This is a genomic window from Lysobacter capsici, assembly GCF_014779555.2.
In the GTDB taxonomy this organism is placed as follows: Bacteria; Pseudomonadota; Gammaproteobacteria; order Xanthomonadales; family Xanthomonadaceae; genus Lysobacter; species Lysobacter capsici.
The window spans coordinates 1714716-1731279 of record NZ_CP094357.1; the positions used below are offsets into that span (position 1 = coordinate 1714716).

15 protein-coding genes are annotated in these 16564 nt (G+C 62.8%); 8 read left to right on the plus strand and 7 right to left on the minus strand.

Going from position 1 to position 16564, the window contains the following annotated elements; genetic code table 11:
* Positions 1 to 412: 412 nt before the first annotated feature.
* The 3 genes from corA to IEQ11_RS06970 form a co-directional block, all read right to left on the minus strand.
* Positions 413 to 1405 (minus strand): magnesium/cobalt transporter CorA, encoded by a 993-nt coding sequence (gene corA, locus IEQ11_RS06960; RefSeq protein WP_036101827.1) that lies wholly within the window; start codon positions 1403 to 1405, stop codon positions 413 to 415.
* Positions 1406 to 1444: 39 nt separating this feature from the next.
* A complete protein-coding gene (locus tag IEQ11_RS06965; protein WP_096413963.1) occupies positions 1445 to 2776 on the minus strand; it encodes a lipoprotein N-acyltransferase Lnb domain-containing protein in 1332 nt (443 codons plus the stop codon).
* Between the two features lie 639 nt (positions 2777 to 3415).
* The gene (locus IEQ11_RS06970; RefSeq protein ID WP_036101828.1) at positions 3416 to 4285 is read right to left on the minus strand and encodes a CorC family transporter; all 870 of its coding nucleotides are present in this window, start codon (positions 4283 to 4285) and stop codon (positions 3416 to 3418) included.
* 537 nt (positions 4286 to 4822) lie between these two features.
* On the opposite strand from IEQ11_RS06970, the gene IEQ11_RS06975 reads away from it, so the two are divergent.
* Positions 4823 to 5350, plus strand: coding sequence for a GspH/FimT family pseudopilin (locus IEQ11_RS06975; RefSeq protein ID WP_191823296.1), 528 nt, complete (start codon positions 4823 to 4825; stop codon positions 5348 to 5350).
* 183 nt (positions 5351 to 5533) lie between these two features.
* Here IEQ11_RS06975 and IEQ11_RS06980 read toward each other — a convergent pair whose 3' ends face one another.
* On the minus strand, positions 5534 to 6067 hold the full coding sequence (locus IEQ11_RS06980) for a GspH/FimT family pseudopilin (RefSeq protein ID WP_343226532.1): 534 nt from the start codon (positions 6065 to 6067) through the stop codon (positions 5534 to 5536).
* 428 nt (positions 6068 to 6495) lie between these two features.
* Between IEQ11_RS06980 and IEQ11_RS06985 the strand changes: the two genes are divergently transcribed.
* The 7 genes from IEQ11_RS06985 (at position 6496) to IEQ11_RS07015 (ending at position 14159) form a co-directional block, all read left to right on the plus strand.
* Positions 6496 to 7053, plus strand: coding sequence for a pilus assembly FimT family protein (locus IEQ11_RS06985; protein ID WP_036101831.1), 558 nt, complete (start codon positions 6496 to 6498; stop codon positions 7051 to 7053).
* On the plus strand, positions 7037 to 7582 hold the full coding sequence (pilV, locus tag IEQ11_RS06990) for a type IV pilus modification protein PilV (protein ID WP_228464972.1): 546 nt from the start codon (positions 7037 to 7039) through the stop codon (positions 7580 to 7582). Before IEQ11_RS06985 ends, pilV begins: the two co-directional genes overlap by 17 nt.
* Positions 7579 to 8601, plus strand: a complete 1023-nt coding sequence (locus IEQ11_RS06995; protein WP_191823291.1) for a PilW family protein — start codon at positions 7579 to 7581, stop codon at positions 8599 to 8601. Before pilV ends, IEQ11_RS06995 begins: the two co-directional genes overlap by 4 nt.
* A gap of 11 nt (positions 8602 to 8612) precedes the next feature.
* Complete coding sequence (locus IEQ11_RS07000; RefSeq protein ID WP_191823290.1) at positions 8613 to 9203, plus strand: pilus assembly PilX family protein; 591 nt, start codon at positions 8613 to 8615, stop codon at positions 9201 to 9203.
* Positions 9204 to 9321: 118 nt separating this feature from the next.
* Positions 9322 to 13032 carry a pilus assembly protein gene (locus IEQ11_RS07005; RefSeq protein WP_191823289.1) on the plus strand — a complete coding sequence of 1237 codons (3711 nt, stop codon included), beginning with the start codon at positions 9322 to 9324 and terminating at the stop codon, positions 13030 to 13032.
* Between the two features lie 21 nt (positions 13033 to 13053).
* Entirely contained in the window at positions 13054 to 13491 is a 438-nt protein-coding gene (locus IEQ11_RS07010) for a type IV pilin protein (protein ID WP_057921087.1), read from the plus strand.
* Between the two features lie 167 nt (positions 13492 to 13658).
* Positions 13659 to 14159, plus strand: a complete 501-nt coding sequence (locus tag IEQ11_RS07015) for a hypothetical protein (protein WP_191823288.1) — start codon at positions 13659 to 13661, stop codon at positions 14157 to 14159.
* Between the two features lie 294 nt (positions 14160 to 14453).
* On the opposite strand, the gene ybeY is transcribed toward IEQ11_RS07015, so the two are convergent.
* The 3 genes from ybeY to IEQ11_RS07030 form a co-directional block, all read right to left on the minus strand.
* Positions 14454 to 14936 (minus strand): rRNA maturation RNase YbeY, encoded by a 483-nt coding sequence (gene ybeY, locus IEQ11_RS07020; RefSeq protein WP_036101849.1) that lies wholly within the window; start codon positions 14934 to 14936, stop codon positions 14454 to 14456.
* 205 nt (positions 14937 to 15141) lie between these two features.
* Complete coding sequence (locus IEQ11_RS07025) at positions 15142 to 16128, minus strand: PhoH family protein (protein WP_046655969.1); 987 nt, start codon at positions 16126 to 16128, stop codon at positions 15142 to 15144.
* Between the two features lie 161 nt (positions 16129 to 16289).
* A complete protein-coding gene (locus tag IEQ11_RS07030; RefSeq protein ID WP_191823287.1) occupies positions 16290 to 16532 on the minus strand; it encodes a hypothetical protein in 243 nt (80 codons plus the stop codon).
* Positions 16533 to 16564 lie beyond the last annotated feature (32 nt).

A 16564-nucleotide genomic window follows, 5' to 3' on the forward strand; every position in this document is an offset into this window, starting at 1 on the left:
ATTCCAAGAGGGCGAATTGACGAGGGGCGATCTACTCAGCGATCGACATCAGCCGGAGACATCAACAAGCGATTGCCGTTGCTTTTCCCGCTTTGGAAAAGGGGGCAGGGGGGATTCGCTTTCAGCTCGACAACTGCATCGCCCCGATCGAAAAGCGAATCCCCCGGCGCATTGGATTCCTTTCGGCGGACACAGCGGCGCAGGCGCCAGCCCCCTTTTGCAAAGTGGGCTAATTGACGAGGTGGGATCTACTCAGCGATCGGCGTCAAACGGGGACGTCGGGAAGCGACAACAGCCTCAAGCTCGATCCGATTCCCGATTCCCGATTCCCGATTCCCGATTCCCGATTCCCGAATCCCGAATCCCGAATCCCAAATCCCAAATCCCAAATCCCAAATCCCAAATCCCGGCCTCAAAGCCACTTAGCCCGCTTGAACCCCACATACAACACCACGCAAGTCAGCGCGATCACCCCGACCAGAATGCCGTAGCTCCACTGGCCTTCAAGCTCCGGCATGTACTTGAAGTTCATGCCATACCAACTGGTGATCAGTGTCGGCGCGGCCAGCAGCGCGGCCCAGGCGCCCAGGCGCTTGACGGTCTCGCCCTGGCGCACGGTGACCAGCGACAGGTTCACGCTGACCGCGGCGGTCAGCATCTCGCGCAGGGTGTCGGTGGTTTCGTTGATGCGCACGGCGTGATCGAGCACGTCGCGGAAATACAGCTGGATCTCCTCGTCGATCAGCCCGCCGCGCGAACGCGCGAGCTGGCCCAGGATGTCCTGCAGCGGCGCCACCGCCATCCGCAGCCGGGTCAGTTCGCGCTTGAGGTCGTACAGTTCCTGCACGGTCTCCTTGCTGAAATCCTCGGCGAAGATGTCCTTTTCCAGCTCGTTGAGCTCCTGGGTGAAGCCCTCGACGATCGGCATGAAATTGTCGACCACGCTGTCGAACACCGCGTACAGCGCCGCGCCCGGTCCGTGTTCGAGCAGGTCCGGCTCGCGCTCCATGCGCGCGCGCGCGGCCTTGTAGCTGATCGAGGCGCCGTGGCGCACGGTGACCAGATAGCGCGGACCGACGAACATATGCGTCTCGCCGAAGCGGATGCGGTTGTCGATCTTCTGCGCGGTGTGGATGGCGACGAACAGCGAGTTGCCATAGGACTCGATCTTCGGCCGCTGATGCGCGTTGTGCGCGTCCTCGACCGCGAGGTCGTGCAGGCAGAACTCCTCCTGCAGTTTTTCCAGGATGCCTTCATCGGGCTCGTACAGGCCGACCCAGACGAAGCTGCCGTCGTCGACCGCGAGCACGTCGCTGATCGCGTCCAGGCTGATGTCGCGGCGGGTTCCGTCGCGGCCGTAGGCCGCGCAGTTGATGACGCATTGGGGCAGGGCGGGATCTTTCATCCCCGAATCGTGCCCGCGCGCGGCGGCAGCGGCAAGCCGTCAGGCCAGTCGCAATCGGGCGGCCTTGCGGAAGCCCAGCCACAGGCCCGTGTGGATCGGCAGCCACAGGGCGATCCAGTGCGCGTTGCGCTGCGGATACACCGGCAGCCAGTACATGAACAACGCCGCCAGCGAGCTCAGCGCGACCAGCGCGGTCAGCCACACGAACACCGGCCCGGTCTCGCGCCCGCGCAGCGCGCGCAAACCGCCGAACCACAGCAGCAGGCACAGCGGATTGAACAGCAGCAGGTTGCGGTTGGCCCAGATGTAGTTGTGGTTGGTGTCGACCCAGGCATAGACCAATACCGCGCCGATCAGCCCGAGCACGCCCCACAGCGGCAGCGCGACGACGGCGAGCACGCGCGGGCTGCGGTCGCCGATCCAGGCCAGCGCCGCGCCCAGCACCAGGCCGGTCAGCGCCCATGGCCACCACGGCAGCGGGGTGGCTTCGGGGTCGGGCGAGATCTGATGCGGCAGCAACTGGCGTTCCTCGGCCACCAGCGGCCGGCCTTCGTTGTTCTTGACCTCGCGCAGGGCCGCGGCGAGGCGGCCGGGCACGTAGGACTCGGCCCACACCGGCACCGGTTTGTCCGCTTCCGGACCCATCATCACGTCCAGCACCAGCCACATCCACGGCTCGGGCTTGGACAGGCGCAGCGCCTCGCTGCGCAGGGTATTGCCGTGCGAGCGGCCTTCGATCTGGCGCCGCAGCCCGCCGCCGAGCGCGGTGTCGATGGCGTCGCGCACGCGGGTGGCGCAGTTGTCGTCGAAGTACTGATAGCGGTAGTAGGAATTTTCCGGCAGCGCGTTGACCCGCAGCGCTTCGGCGATCTCGCGCGCCTGCGCGGGGGTGAGATCGAGCCACTGCACCGACACGCCGCGGCCTTCCAGCCCGTACTGGCCGATGTCGGCCTCGAACGGCAGCGCGAGCAGGCGATAGCGCATATCGTTGCGGATGAAGCGCGGCACGAAGTCGGGCTCGCTCGGGTCGAAGTAGCCGAAGTTGTAGGAGATCGCCTTGTCGGTGTTCGGGTCGAGCACCACCAGCGCGTCGTGGCCGAAGCGCGACCAGAACTCCTGGCCCGGCTGCATGGTGACCATGCCCACGCGCGGCGGCTGCGGTCCGGTCGGCCGGGGTGCCGCCGCGGGGTTCGAATCGGAGGGCGTCGGATCGGCCGGCTTGTGCTCAGCCGGGTTCGAATCGCCGGACTTCGACTCCATGGCTTTCGCCGCGGCCGTGGGCGCGTCGGCCGCGGCGGCGAGGGTCACGCTGGAAAGCGACAGCAACAGGGCCAGGGCGAACAGCCGGACGACACGGGGCAGGAAGGTCACGAGGGGCTGAGTCCGGCAGGGCGGGTGGCGGCCATTGTAAACAGCCGGTCGGGGTGTGCCGTGGCTGGAGTGGGGATTTGGAGTGCCGTCGCGTGTGACGATCTTCTGCCCCCCAGGCAGATGCGCTATCAGGCCTGGGCATCGCCGGCCCGGTTGGGTCGGCTCAGCAGGGCGCTCATGGCGAGCAAGGCCGGCGACACAGGCCGGCAGTCGTGGTCATCGACTCCTTCGTAGCGACCCGGCGCGACGAATCGTGTCGATTCGTCTCTGCCTGCTGGACGAAGTGGGTGCCGTACAGGCGACCCAGCACCCCGACATGGCCGGCGGCACTCAGGTTGCTCGCCCAGGCCCGCACGGCTTTGCGAGGCCGGCGGTCGCCATAAGCGAGCCGGCTTCAGCGGCGCCGACAACGACGCAGCCCGACCGCCGAGAACGAAACCCAGGGACGATCATTCGACACGCCCTTCTCCCGCAAGCGGGAGAAGGTGGCCCGAAGGGCCGGATGAGGGCGCGCGGCCTACGATTCGCCGCGGGTCCACCCTGCCAGATCTGATGCAAGTGCGCGCCGGCTTCAACGCGTCGAATTCAACCCGCGTAAGGACCGAGCCCGATAACCGCGACCCGCGCCGCGGCATCCCCTCACAAACTGCCCAACACCCCGACATGGAACGCATGCACGCGCCGCGCATCGGCGCTGGCCACGCGGAACACGAAGCGGTCCAGGGTCAGTTCCTCGCCGGCCTCGGGCAGGTGCCCGATCGCCGCGGTCACCAGACCGCCGATGGTGTCGTACTCGTCGTCGTCGAAATCCGCGCCGAAGCGTTCGTTGAAATCGTCGATCGGGGTCAACGCATCGACCACGTACTGACCGTCGGCCTGGGCCGCGATCAAGGCATCGGGATTCTCGGCTTCGTCGTGCTCGTCGTCGATCTCGCCGACGATCTGTTCCAGCACGTCCTCGATCGTGAGCAGGCCGGCGACGCCGCCGTGCTCGTCGATCACGATTGCCATGTGATTGCGCGACTGGCGGAACTCGCGCAGCAGCACGTCCAGGCGCTTGGACTCGGGAATCAGCACCGCCGGTCGCAGCAACTCGTGAATCGTGCCTGGACCGTTGTCGGCGACCACGCCGCGCAGCAGGTCCTTGGCCAGCAGGATGCCGAGGATCTCGTCCTTGTCCTCGCCATGCACCGGGAAGCGCGAATGACCGGACTCGACCACCATCTTCATCAGGTCGAGGAACTTGGCCTCGGCCGGCAGCGCGACCATCTGCGAACGCGGGATCATCACATCGCCGACGGTGAGGTCGGACACGGCGATCGCGCCTTCCATCATGCGCAAGGTGTCGGCGGCGATCAGCCCGTCGGATTGCGCATCGCGCAACAACTCGACCAGATCTTCGCGGGAACTGGGTTCGCCCGACAGCGCGGAGCTGATGCGGTCGAGCCAGGAGCGCCGTTTCTCGTGGTGTTCCGGCGGGTGGGTGCTACTACTGTCGTCCTCGGACATTCGGTTCTTGGCTGCGACCCTCGGGGGGAGGGCGTATGGGCCGCAGTTTAACCTGGACCCGGTTCAGGTGGTGGAACGAATGGTTCCGCCAGGCCGGGTGGCTTCTTCCTGAATAGGCAATCACAGCACAGTCTGCGAGGGTGAACGCAGTTTTGGAGAGGCTGGAGCGAGAAGGGCGGGCACAGATCCCTATATCGGCCGATTACAGGTGGCTTTCGGGCGTATGGAGTTGGCACTCGACACCGGCACCATCGCCGGCATCACTTTTCGGACGTGAGGCGGATATCGGGTTTTCTAGAGAGCGCAATTCGTCGCCCGATATGGCACGGGATGATGAATCCTTACCCGCTCAAGTTCGTCCTGCATTTTCGAAAGGTGGCACACGAAATCTAATCCTGGATCATTCCATGTGATGTTTTTACGTTCGATACAAGCCCGGTTTTCCGCTTGCCCTCGTCGATATGCCGCTTATCGGCATGGCTGTCCTCTAATCCGGCTCCGCGGAGATGTGTTCCTCAGGGGAACGTGGAAGCGGAAATGCATACTGGTCATGTCGGCGGCTTTACCGCAATCGAACTATTGGTCGGCGTCGCGCTTATCGGAATTCTGGCGGCGTTCGCGGTGCCGGGCATGCGCGAGGCATGGAATTCCAATCGCGTTGCGGTATCGGCCAATGAACTGGTCGCCGCGGTCAGCCTCGCTCGCAATATAGGATTCCGTAACTCGCACGGTGGCTATGTCTGCGCCAGTATCGACGGAGCGAGTTGCAGCAAAGACTGGAGCGACGGCTGGATCGTTTGGGCCGATCGCGACGGCGATGGGATGCCTTCCACCGTCGAGGTGTTGCGTCAGGTATCGGCCCCGGGTCGAATCGAAATCATGGCGACCGGGATGTCCGGTGGAGGCAGCGTGCTGGCCTTCGATGAGCGCGGCCGCCTTGTGGGGGCCGCGTCGCCCAGTTTCACCCTCAAGCCGGCGACATGTACGCCTGGCGCGGAAAACGTGCGCAAGATCGTGGTGAGCAGGGTCGGACGAGTCCAGCTGGGTCGTGACGTCTGCATTTGAGCCGGCCAACGAAAAAAACGGATGCCGCGACGAAAACGCCGATGACGATTGATTGCCATCCCCAAGATCTCGCCGACCGGGTCGATTGTGCTTGCGATGTCGGGTCGTTGTTAGCTCCATCAGTTCCTCAGGGCGTCGGATGTGCGCGACGGACGTCGGTGCCGGTGCCAGATCTGCATGCGCTTAAATACAGAGCCGATCGCTGTCGCTGGTGATTTTGGCGGCACGGAATCGCCCCGTGTTCGAAAGCATCAGCTGCCCGATCGCGTTGTGTCGGCGCGAGCAGAGCGTGAAAGTGACATTGGTTCCGGCGCTGTCGCCTTGCGGTTGAAAGACGATGCGCTTGCGACCTTCCGTGCTGTATAGCCGCAAACCGCCGGCGACCGGTTCGAAGCGACGGATGACGATGTCACGGCCGCCAAACCGCCGATCGTTGTCGAGGTCGGCGAAGACCAGCCAACCTCGGCTCCAGTCCGGCGCTTCTTCGCAGTCGCCGGTCTCATTCACAGGGCAGATGACGGTGGCGCTTCCGCTCGCCACCGCATGACGCGTCGCTGTCAGAAAGCTCTCTCCCAACTGGGTTTGCGCATGGGCGACGTGGGCGCGATCGACGATCCGGCCCAGCGCCGGTAGCGCGAACCCCAGCACGAGCGTGGCGATCATGAGCGCCACCACCACTTCGATAAGAGACAGTCCTCGTATCCGCCGCATGTGCATTCCTTTGCATGTGAGAGAGCGGCAGAGTGGCAGGCTGGATCGGACGCGAGAACCGGATGATGCCCCGAACTTGTATCGGAGTACGCCGACGTGGCGTTGGGAGTTCTCCGATACGAATTGAGCGAGAGAACGAAGCGATCCCGTGCGCCATGAATCGGCCGAAATCGAGTGTATTTCTATGTATGTTATGTGCCTGCTGTGCCGCTAGGCACTTGGAAATAAAGTTGGCGCCGATCGATAAGATTTGACGTCGATCGACGCCATAAAAGCCTCGTGTGCTGCTATCAAATCTTTATTGCTGATTGCGATCACATCAATTGTGTATCGCTCGCCGTTTGCCCGAACCCTTGAACCGTTCGTCCCTCGAAAGATAGTGATTCGCGTCGAGTCGCCGTTAACTTCCACACGAAGTTAGTCAGGGGCTCGCCATGAAATCGAAGCGTTCCGCCGGATTCACATTGCTGGAGTTGATCGTCGCGGTGACCGTGGCGGCGATCATGTTGGCCATGGCCGTGCCCAGTCTGGTTTCCACGATCAATCGCAACCGACTCAGTGGAACCGCCAACGAACTGGTCGCCTCGTTGCAGTACGCGCGCCTGGAAGCCATCAAGCGCAACGCCAGCGTCGAAGTGTGCCGAAGCGCCGATCAAAGCACTTGCAGCAGCGGCTCCGGGCCCTGGGCCGCCTGGATCGTGGTCGTCCCCGATGGCGACGGCAACGGCACGGCCAACGATTCGCGGGTGCTTCAGTCGTTCCAGGTGAAATCGCCGGTCGAAGTCCGCAGCGCGGTCGGCAACGGCAAATTCACCTATCGGCCGGATGGCTTTGCCCGGGCCAGCGATACGCCGCGCGGCGCTTTCCTCAACACCAGTTTCGACATTTGCATCGCGACCAGTTACCCGGCGGAGAACCTGCGCCGCGTGCGGCTGATTTCCGGTGGACGCGTCGCGACCGACTCCCTCGACGGCAATGGACGGTGCAGTTGACATGCGCACACGAGAATCGAAAAGAAACGGATCGACGAAACCTGCGGTGGCTCGGTCCTTGCGGCGCCGGCAGACCGGCGTCGGTCTGGTCGAAATTCTGGTCGCGGTGCTGGTGCTGGGTTTCGGCCTTCTGGGCGTGGCCGCGATGCAGAGCCTTGCGTTGAGGAACAGTCAAAGTTCCATGCAGCGCAGTCAGGCCGTCGTGCAGGCCTATGCCATCGTCGATTCGATGCGCGCCAACGCCGCGGAGGCCAAGAAAGGGGCCTACAACATGGCCGCGCCGCGCTGCGCGAATGGCGTGATACCCAAGCCCGATTCGACCGCGACCCTGGCCGTCGCCGACCAGGCGGCATGGATGCAGGGCTTGGCCGCGAGTTTGGGCGCGCGCGATTCGACCTGTGGCCAGGTGACTTGCGACAGCGCCGGCCTGTGCACGGTCAGCGTGCGTTGGGACGATACGCGGGGCGGCACCGCCGGCGGCGAATCGAACGCGGATAAATTGACCTACACCTTGCAGGTACGGCTATGAGCGGTCCCTCGTATCGCGCAGGCATGGCACGCCGTGCATCGGGCTTCAGTGTGATCGAACTGATGATCGCCCTGGTGCTCGGATTGCTGTTGACGATGGGGGCGCTGTCGATCTTCCTGTCCGGGCGGGCCGCCTTTCGTACGACTGAAGATCTGTCGCGAGTGCAGGAAGCGGGACGCATCGCCTTCGAATTGATGGCCAGGGATGTGCGCGAAGCCGGTGGAAACCATTGCGCGTCCACGATTCGTCTCGGCAACGTGGTGACGGAGCGGGACAACGCATTCTGGAGGAACTGGAACAACAGCCTGACTGGCGTCAGCGGCTCAACCGCATTCGCCACGCCCGCGTTCGGATTCGGCAGCGCCGCTGGCGGCAGGGTGTCGGGAACGGACGGTCTGGAAATTCATTCCACGGAAGATCTCGGCCTGTATCTCACCGCGCCGATGGCCGCCAAGGACTCCGATCTGACGGTCAGCGCCGTTCCCTCGGACGTCAAGGCCAATGACGTGCTGATGGTCTGCGATTTCCGCCTCGCTTCTCTGTTCAAGGCGACCAGTGTGGGCGCGAATTCGATCGCGCATGGAAGCGGCGGCAACTGCAGCACCGGCTTCAGTCGCGAAACTGCTTTGCTGTGCAAGGACGATGCGGCGATTCCCGATACGTCCTGGCATCGGTACGGCGCCAGCGCGACCGTCGTCAGGCCTCATCTGGTGCGCTGGTTCATCGGCAACAACGACAGCGGGAGCAAGTCGCTGTTTCGCGCGGTAGTCGATTCCAAGGGAATTCAATCGACGCCGGATGAAGTGGCCGAGGGCGTGAGCCAGATGGCCCTGACCTATCTGGTGAATGGTCGAACCGACTATCAGCCCGCGTCGTCGATCGCCGCCGCCGACTGGGCCAAGGTCAAGGCCGCGCGCGTGGTGTTGACGCTTGAAAGCGAGCGCAAAAGCGGCATTGGCAACGAAAGCATCAGCCGCAGCGTCACCGCGGTGCTGGCCATGCGCAATCGAAACCTGTGAGGAGCATCGTCATGTCGTCACGCCGAACTTCGTTCGCCGTACGTTCCAGTCAGAAAGGCGCCGCCTTGGCCGTGATCATGATCATGCTGCTGGTCATGATGTTGCTCGGGCTGGCCATATTGCGCAGCACCATGCTTGAAGAGCGAATGAGCGCCGGCATGTACGACCGCGGCATCGCGTTCGAGTTGGCCGAGCGCGCATTGCGCGAAGGCGAGCAGTCGGTGGATGCGGCGGTAAAAAACGGCAACCCGATCGGCAGAGACTGCTCCGTGCCCACCACGGCCTGCCCTACGACTCCAGCCGATACGTATATCGGTGGCGGCAGCGCATGCGCCGACGCTTCCGGGGTCGGCTGCTGGGCCAACGCCAGCGTCGGTGATTCCAAAGTGCCTGCCGCGGGTACGCCGCAGTACTACGTCGAATTCATGGGGCGGCGTACCAGTGCCGACGACATGGGCGATGTCAACGGCAATCCGTACGAACCTGGAAGCGTGCCGCAGGCCACGGCCGCGTTTTATCGCGTAACCGCGCGCAGCCACGATCCATCCAAAGTTTCCGATCGCGCTGTCGTGGTCTTGCAGTCCACCTTGATGAGCTACTGACATGAGACTGCGACTACTCGGCGAAATATCTGAACCCAATACGCGTCCGCTCGGGAGCAAGAGCATGAGATCTTTCGGTAAGCGTTGCATCGGGCGTGTTCGCGATATGGCGCCGCGAATGGCCGCCGTCCTCATTGGCATGTTGGCCGCGCTGAGCGCGACGCCGGCGGTGTCGGAGGTGCCGATCCAGTCCAGGCCGTTGGCGCTGGGTAACGACGTGCCCAACAATCTTGTATTGGTGCCCTCGGTCGAGTATCCCACTGTCAACGCCAAGGCCAACTTCACCATGGTCGGTGGCGCAGACGTTTACAATGCGAGCATCACGTATGTGGGTTATTTCGATTCCGCCAAGTGTTACAAATACAATTTCGCTACCAACGAGAAAGATCGATTTTTCGAACCGATTGGGGTAACCGCTAATCACCAGTGCTCCGGGGCGCTAAAGCAGTGGAGCGGAAACTTCCTGAACTGGGCCGTTACTCAGACCATCGACCCGTTCCGTAAGGCGCTGACAGGTGGCTATCGCGTTCGCGACACTGCCACCCAGGTCTGGCTTGAAAAGGCGAGGCACGACAATAACGACTACGGCAAGGATTTCTTCCCGGATGTGGGGATTCCAGCATCCGAGATTCAAAGCGTGTTTCCTGCCAGCGCTGAATGGCCGTTGCGCATGAAGGTGCGTAACCTGGGCAACAAGATGCGCTTCACGCGGGATGGTTCCGGCGACGTCGACGGCAATGCGGTTTCTTATAATCCCGCCACGCACGCTCTCAGCGGCAAAGCCGGTTCAGCCGCCGACAAGACGGTGTATGAGGTAAGCGTGCGGGTCGCTGTCTGCGTCAATTCGGGTGCGGTAAAGCCCGAGGCGAATTGCAAGCAATATGGGAACACGTGGAAGCCGGAAGGCCTAATTCAGAAATATAACGACAAATTGCGTTTCAGCATATTCGGTTATTTGAACGACTCCAGTCCAGATCGCGACGGCGGCGTCCTTCGGGCCAGGCAGAAGTACGTTGGGCCGTATAGCTACGATCCCGTGGCGGGGCCGAAAGACAACCCCAATAAAGAGTGGGATCCCATCACCGGTATACAGCTTGGCACTTATAATAACCCGGATCCGGTTGACGCAACGGCGACCAATACTCGTAACAACACCAGCGTCGTAGTCAATAGCGGTGTTATCAATTATCTCAACAAGTTCGCGCAGACCACCACCAACGACGCCAAGGGGGCGGATAACGTCAGCGAGCTTTACTATGCGGCGGTGCGGTACTTCAGGGGGCAGGACAATGTTCCCGAATACACCACTATCCCGGCCGGGCAGGCGGCCAAACAGACCGACCTGTTTCCGGTGATCACCGACTGGGTCAATCCGGTCCAGTATCAGTGCCAGCGCAACGTGGCGGTCGGCATCGGCGATACCTATACCCATCTGGATAGAAATCTGCCTGGGTCGACGAAGAAGGATTCGGCTCCGGCCATGCCGCCGAAGGTGGCGGCGGATACGATGGTCAACGTCGAGACCGCGCTAGGGAATTTGTTTCGGTTGGAAGGTATTGATAAATCGCTTGCCGACAAGTTCAATCCCGGTGGCAACGTCAATTCAGGTTTCATAGCCGGACTCGCGTATTACTCCCACACCAAGGACATGCAGCCGAACATGCCCGGAATGCAGACCTTAAGTACCTATTGGGTCGATGTTCTTCCTTTTAAGGTGGTGGTGAGGCGCGAAGATAATCAGTACTACCTCGCGACGAAATACGGCGGCTTCGATGTGCCGGCGGGATTTGATCCGGATACGCGCGTCGATCCACTCCCGGATGCTCTGTGGACGGATGGCGACAAGGTCGGGCTCGCCAATCAGGTGAATGAGAAGCGTCCGCGTAATTTCTACGTTGCCTATCAGGCCGAACAGATGGTGTCCGGTCTGACCCGAGCCTTTGAAAGCGCCGGCGCCGATCGCCGCGGCGCGGCCGCGGGTCTCGGCACCAATGGCGCGACCTTGGAGCAGGGTGCGACGATCTATTCGCCGACCTACTTCAATGACTGGCACGGCGATCTGACGTCGTACCGTATCGACCCGGTGACCAAGGCGAACATCCCGGTCTGGACGGCAGGAGCGGTCGTACCTGCGCCGGCTGCCCGGAAGATATTCGCCAACAGCGACGGCTATCGGGAATTCCGGTACGACCTGTTGTCGGCTGCCGACAAGACCAACCTCGGGAGCGGTAGCTTCTCGGGTGCGACCGCGGCCGACGTTGTGGATTACCTGCGCGGAGTACGAACCAAGGAAGTCTCCAATGGCGGCCCCTTGCGCAATCGCGGTGGCGTGCTGGGCGATTTCGTCAATTCGTCGCCGGTCTATGTCGGCAAGCCCTCGCCGAATCAGTACAGCTACGCGACCTTTACCGGCGGTGGCAAGGCGTATAACGACTTCGCCGCTGCCAAGGCAACGCGCACGCCGCTGGTTTATGTCGGCGGCAATGACGGCATGTTGCACGCATTCAATGCGGCCACGGGCGTGGAGGCGTATGCCTTCGTGCCCGCCGCGGCCCTCAGTATCCCGGGTGGCCTGACCGGGTACGCGACGCCCGGCTATCCGCATCGCTATTTCGTGGACGGTGAGCTCACGGTAGCCGACGTCTACCTGGACGGCGCCTGGAAGACCGTGCTGGTAGGGACCATGGGGCGCGGCGGCAAGGGGGTTTTCGCGCTCGACATCACCGATCCGGGCGACATTAAATTCCTTTGGGAAAAGTACGGAACGCAGGTTCCGAGCCTTGGCAACAACTTGGGCAAGCCGGTGATCGCGCAGACGGCCAATGGCGTGTGGCGGGTCCTGCTGGGCAACGGTCCCAATAGCGCGGACGGAAAGTCGCAGTTGGTGACCTTGGATGTAGGTACGGGCGCCGTGAGCGCGATTGATACCGGGGTCGGTTCCGACAATGGATTGTCGGGTGTGCGGACCTGGGATTCCAACGCAGACGGCTTCATCGACAGTGCTTATGCCGGTGACTTCAAGGGCAATTTGTGGAAGTTCAGCAATATCGGCACTGGAACCGCCAGCGCGGCTGTCCTTTTCCGCGCGACGGATTCGGGCGGGAACGCACAGGCAATCACCGCCACTCCGTTGGTCGGCCGCAAGCCGGACTCCTTGGAAACATGGGTGTTTTTCGGCACCGGGCGGTTTCTGGGTGGCGCCGACCTCAGCGACAAGTCGGTTCAGACCTGGTACGGCATCAGGGATACCGGAACCTTGGTGACCGCCGCGAACCTCGCTACTCGCACGATCGAGTACGAGGGGCCGCTCAAGGATAAAGATGGCAAGGATGTTGAAGTCCGCGTGATATCGGCTTCGAAGGAAGGCGATATGACCGGAAAGTTGGGCTGGAAGCTCGACCTGGTCACGCCCGCCGGTACCGCGATGGGTGAGCGGATGGTGGTTCCCAACCTGTTCGATGGCAACCGCCTGCTGGGCATCAGTCGGATTCCGAACAATAGCGATCCGTGCAACGTCGGCGGCAATGGTTGGTTGATGGAAATCGATCCGTTCACCGGCGGACGCATCGACTCCGGCATCTTCGACATCAACGGCGACGGAGTAATCGACAACAAGGATGCCGTGGCGGGCACGGGGGACAATCCTTCCAGGTATCCGTCCGGAAAGCGTACCGACGGCTCGTTGAATCCGGTCGTCATCATTCCCGGCAAGAACGGCAACTTGATCGAGGGCTCCAACCAAGACGACAAGATCGAAGGTGTGCCGACACCGGTCACTGGATTGGGCGCCAAGCGGGTCGCGTGGCGAGAAATCCTGCGGGACGGATAGTGCTAGGCGGGATCGATCTGCATGAAGTTGTCGTCTTTCAGGGGAACTGCTGTGTCAAATCGTAAATGCTCGGGTTTTACGCTCATCGAGTTGATGATCGTCGTTGCCATAGTGGCGATTCTCGCAGGGCTCGCTTACTCGTCCTATCAGGCCCAAGTGATCAAGTCGCGCCGTGCCACCGCCACGGCGTGCCTGATGGGGCAGGTGCAGTACATGGAGCGGTATTACACGACCAGGTTCACCTACACCGGCGCGACGGTGCCGGCCGGTGGCTGCGTCACCGAGCTCAACGGCTTCTACACGTTTGGCAGCGTCATCGCCGCGACGTCTTACACCTTGACCGCGACCCCGGCCGGGGCGCAGGCCAGTGGCGATGGAAAATGCATGACGATGTCGATCAACGACAAGGGGGTTAAGGCCAAGTCCGGAACAGCAACGAATGTGCTCGATTGCTGGTGAGCGACGACATGGCTGATGCGGAGCCGTCGACGACGACTTCGCCAATTCCTACAAGACAGGCGGCGGAAATCCGATTTCCGTCGCTTGTAGCTGGATCTAATATTGCTCAGTGCCGATAGATGTTGGCCAAAACGATCGATAACTATTATTCAAGGATGAGGATACGCATGCGTAAGTCGAATGTTCTTTTGCGCGCAGCCGTGGCGCTCACTATGGCGATTGCAGCACCTTCGATGGCCATGGCCGCCAACGCGACGCAGGCAGCCGAATATGTAGAAGTAGGCAGTTATTTGACCGATGACGCCGAGATCAATGCCTGGTACGAAATGCAGTACCACCTGCGCGAAAACTTCGACGACATCTGCGGCGACACGTTCTGCGAGGGCGATTACAGCAACATCTATGCGCTGCGGTTCAGATGCTCGGTCGAGCAATTCAGCGGCGTGCTCGGGCGCTGCGTGTGGGTGTTCGCGGCGAGCAACGAGGAGGTCGATCCGGCCACCGGCAAGATCCAGGTGACGCCGAAGATCTGGCGCTGCCGTAGTCCGCTGGCACCCGGGACCACGGTATCGGCCCTGCTGGGCGCGTTGGCCGGCGAGCGGCCTTTGTACGCGAAGTTGCCGGGGACGTCGGTGTCCATTTACGACGGGCTGATCGACTGCTTGTGATTGCGGTGGCAGATCGCTGCGGCTGACGCGGCTGCCTGTGAGTAATGCCTCGTCGGCGAGGCATCATCGAAGGCGTGGTGTTCTTGCTGTCGAGCCGCGATTCGATCCGTGGCTGCACGGGTTTTCGGGCGCCACCGCGGTTCTCTCAGGCGATGCTTGAGATGAATCGTCGCGTCATCGACTTCGCGTATCGAGGGCTTCCGGCGATTCGAAGCCGCTTGCGCGAACCGGATCAGAACCCGATTCGCGTTCGCCTACCAGTCCCGCAGCACCGATCGATCCGCCAGTCGTCGATCACTCTTCCAGATAAGGATCCGCGATCCCCAGCGAAGCCAGGATCTCGCGCTCCAGTTGCTCCATGCACTCAGCTTCGCGCTCGTCCTCGTGATCCCAGCCGAGCAGGTGCAGGGTGCCGTGCACGGTCAGGTGCGCGTAGTGATCGTTGAGCGGCTTTTTCTGCTCGCGCGCTTCGCGCACGACCACCGGCGCGCAGATCACCAGGTCGCCGAGCAACGGCAGCTTGACGCCCTTCGGCAGGCCTTCGGGCAGGTCGGCGGGGAAGCTCAGCACATTGGTGGCGTAGTCGCGGTCGCGGTAGTGGCGGTTGAGCGAACGGCCTTCCTTGGTGCCGACGATGCGGATCGCCAGGTCGGCTTCGCGGATGCGGCCTTTCAACGCGGCGGCGACCCACTTGCGGAAACTGTTCGCCGCCGGCAGGCCCTTGCGCGGCAGGGCGTAGCTGACGGCGACATCGAGACGGACGGGACCTTGGGTCATCGTGGTACTCACTGCGGTGCGGGCTGATGGGGGAGACGCAACGCTAAGGGTTCATCGGTAGTGCACTGCGCGGCTGATCGCGGGATCGGGCGGCGGCCGTTACGGTCGCGTGGCGCTCGCACCGACGACGGTCCGGGCCGTACCAGCGCAAACACCGGCGCCAGTGCCAGCACGGAACGCTGGCGCGACGCCGACCCCGCACCGATCAGGCGGCCGGCCCGGTCTGCGCGTCCTTCGCATCGCGCGCGTCGTAGGCGCTCACGATGCGTGCGACCAGCGGATGGCGGACCACGTCCTTGGCTTCGAAGAAGGTGAAGCTGATTCCGTTGACGTTGCGCAACACCTCGAGGGCGTCTTTCAATCCCGACTTGATGTGCTTGGGCAGGTCGCCCTGAGTCATGTCGCCGGTGACGACCGCGGTGCTGCCGTAGCCGATGCGGGTCAGGAACATCTTCATCTGTTCGATGGTGGTGTTCTGCGCTTCGTCGAGGATCACATAGGCATCGTTGAGCGTGCGCCCGCGCATGTAGGCCAGCGGCGCGATCTCGATGACGTTGCGTTCCAGCAGCTTGACCACCTTCTCGACCCCGAGCATCTCGTACAGCGCGTCGTACAGCGGGCGCAGGTAGGGGTCGACTTTCTGGGTGAGGTCGCCCGGCAGGAAGCCGAGCTTTTCGCCGGCCTCGACCGCGGGGCGCACCAGGATCAGGCGCTGCACCCGCGATTCGTTGAGCGCTTCGACCGCGCTGGCGACGGCGAGAAAGGTCTTGCCGGTACCGGCCGGGCCGATGCCGAAGTTGATGTCGTGGGTGGCGATCGCATGCAGGTACTTGGCCTGATTGACGCCGCGGCCGCGGATGGTGCCGCGCTTGACCCGGATCGCGACCTCCTGCGGCTCGATGTCCTGCGCCACCAGTTGCTCGGCGCCGGTTTCGGTCAGGGCCAGATGGATCGCGCTTTCGTCGAGGGTTTCCTCGGCGGCGTCCTTCCACAGCCGGCGCAGCAGCTTCTCGGCCTCGCCGACCACGCGCTCGGGGCCGTCGATGCGGAATATGTTGCCGCGATTGGCGATTTCCACGCCCAGGCGCAGTTCGATCATGCGCAGATGCGCGTCGAACGGTCCGCTGAGGTTGGCCAGGCGTTCGCTGTCGGCGGGATCGAGAGTGAATTCGGAAACGGTTCGGGCAGACATATACAAAGCGTAAGCAGATTCGAGCACGCAATGCGCGCCGGGGCGTCACAGCTTGCGCCTGTCGGGGCGTTTTCGCAAAGCCGCGCGGGTCGTTGCGGCCGGCCCTGGGCGGATGCAAAGCATGCCGGCGGGCGCGATGCCGGGCCGACGACGCGCCGGTGTCAGCCGCGCGGCGGGCGGCCTTCGCGCCAGGCCCGCCAGATCCGCAGCGCGCCCATCAGGGTCAGCAGGATCGAGCCGATCAGCCACAGCAGGGTGATCGCATCGGCGTCGAACGGTCCGTGGCGGGTGGCGCGCATCCACGAGCGCACCAGGCCGAGCAGGCCCAGGCCGAGGAACCAGAAACCGATCGCGCCGCGGGAAAACAGGCCGGGCGGAGTCGAGGGGGTGGGGGTGTCGGGCATGAGGCTTTCTTCGGTGAGCGGCGGCATGGGCC

Coding starts and splice junctions, on each gene's coding strand:
- ybeY (WP_036101849.1), bottom strand. CDS start 14,936: ATGACCCAAGGTCCCGTCCGTCTCGATGTCGCCGTCAGCTACGCCCTG.
- IEQ11_RS06985 (WP_036101831.1), top strand. CDS start 6,496: ATGAAATCGAAGCGTTCCGCCGGATTCACATTGCTGGAGTTGATCGTC.
- pilV (WP_228464972.1), top strand. CDS start 7,037: ATGGACGGTGCAGTTGACATGCGCACACGAGAATCGAAAAGAAACGGA.
- IEQ11_RS07010 (WP_057921087.1), top strand. CDS start 13,054: ATGAAGTTGTCGTCTTTCAGGGGAACTGCTGTGTCAAATCGTAAATGC.
- IEQ11_RS06970 (WP_036101828.1), bottom strand. CDS start 4,285: ATGTCCGAGGACGACAGTAGTAGCACCCACCCGCCGGAACACCACGAG.
- corA (WP_036101827.1), bottom strand. CDS start 1,405: ATGAAAGATCCCGCCCTGCCCCAATGCGTCATCAACTGCGCGGCCTAC.
- IEQ11_RS07030 (WP_191823287.1), bottom strand. CDS start 16,532: ATGCCCGACACCCCCACCCCCTCGACTCCGCCCGGCCTGTTTTCCCGC.
- IEQ11_RS07005 (WP_191823289.1), top strand. CDS start 9,322: ATGGCCGCCGTCCTCATTGGCATGTTGGCCGCGCTGAGCGCGACGCCG.
- IEQ11_RS06980 (WP_343226532.1), bottom strand. CDS start 6,067: ATGCACATGCGGCGGATACGAGGACTGTCTCTTATCGAAGTGGTGGTG.
- IEQ11_RS06975 (WP_191823296.1), top strand. CDS start 4,823: ATGCATACTGGTCATGTCGGCGGCTTTACCGCAATCGAACTATTGGTC.
- IEQ11_RS07000 (WP_191823290.1), top strand. CDS start 8,613: ATGTCGTCACGCCGAACTTCGTTCGCCGTACGTTCCAGTCAGAAAGGC.
- IEQ11_RS07015 (WP_191823288.1), top strand. CDS start 13,659: ATGCGTAAGTCGAATGTTCTTTTGCGCGCAGCCGTGGCGCTCACTATG.
- IEQ11_RS07025 (WP_046655969.1), bottom strand. CDS start 16,128: ATGTCTGCCCGAACCGTTTCCGAATTCACTCTCGATCCCGCCGACAGC.
- IEQ11_RS06995 (WP_191823291.1), top strand. CDS start 7,579: ATGAGCGGTCCCTCGTATCGCGCAGGCATGGCACGCCGTGCATCGGGC.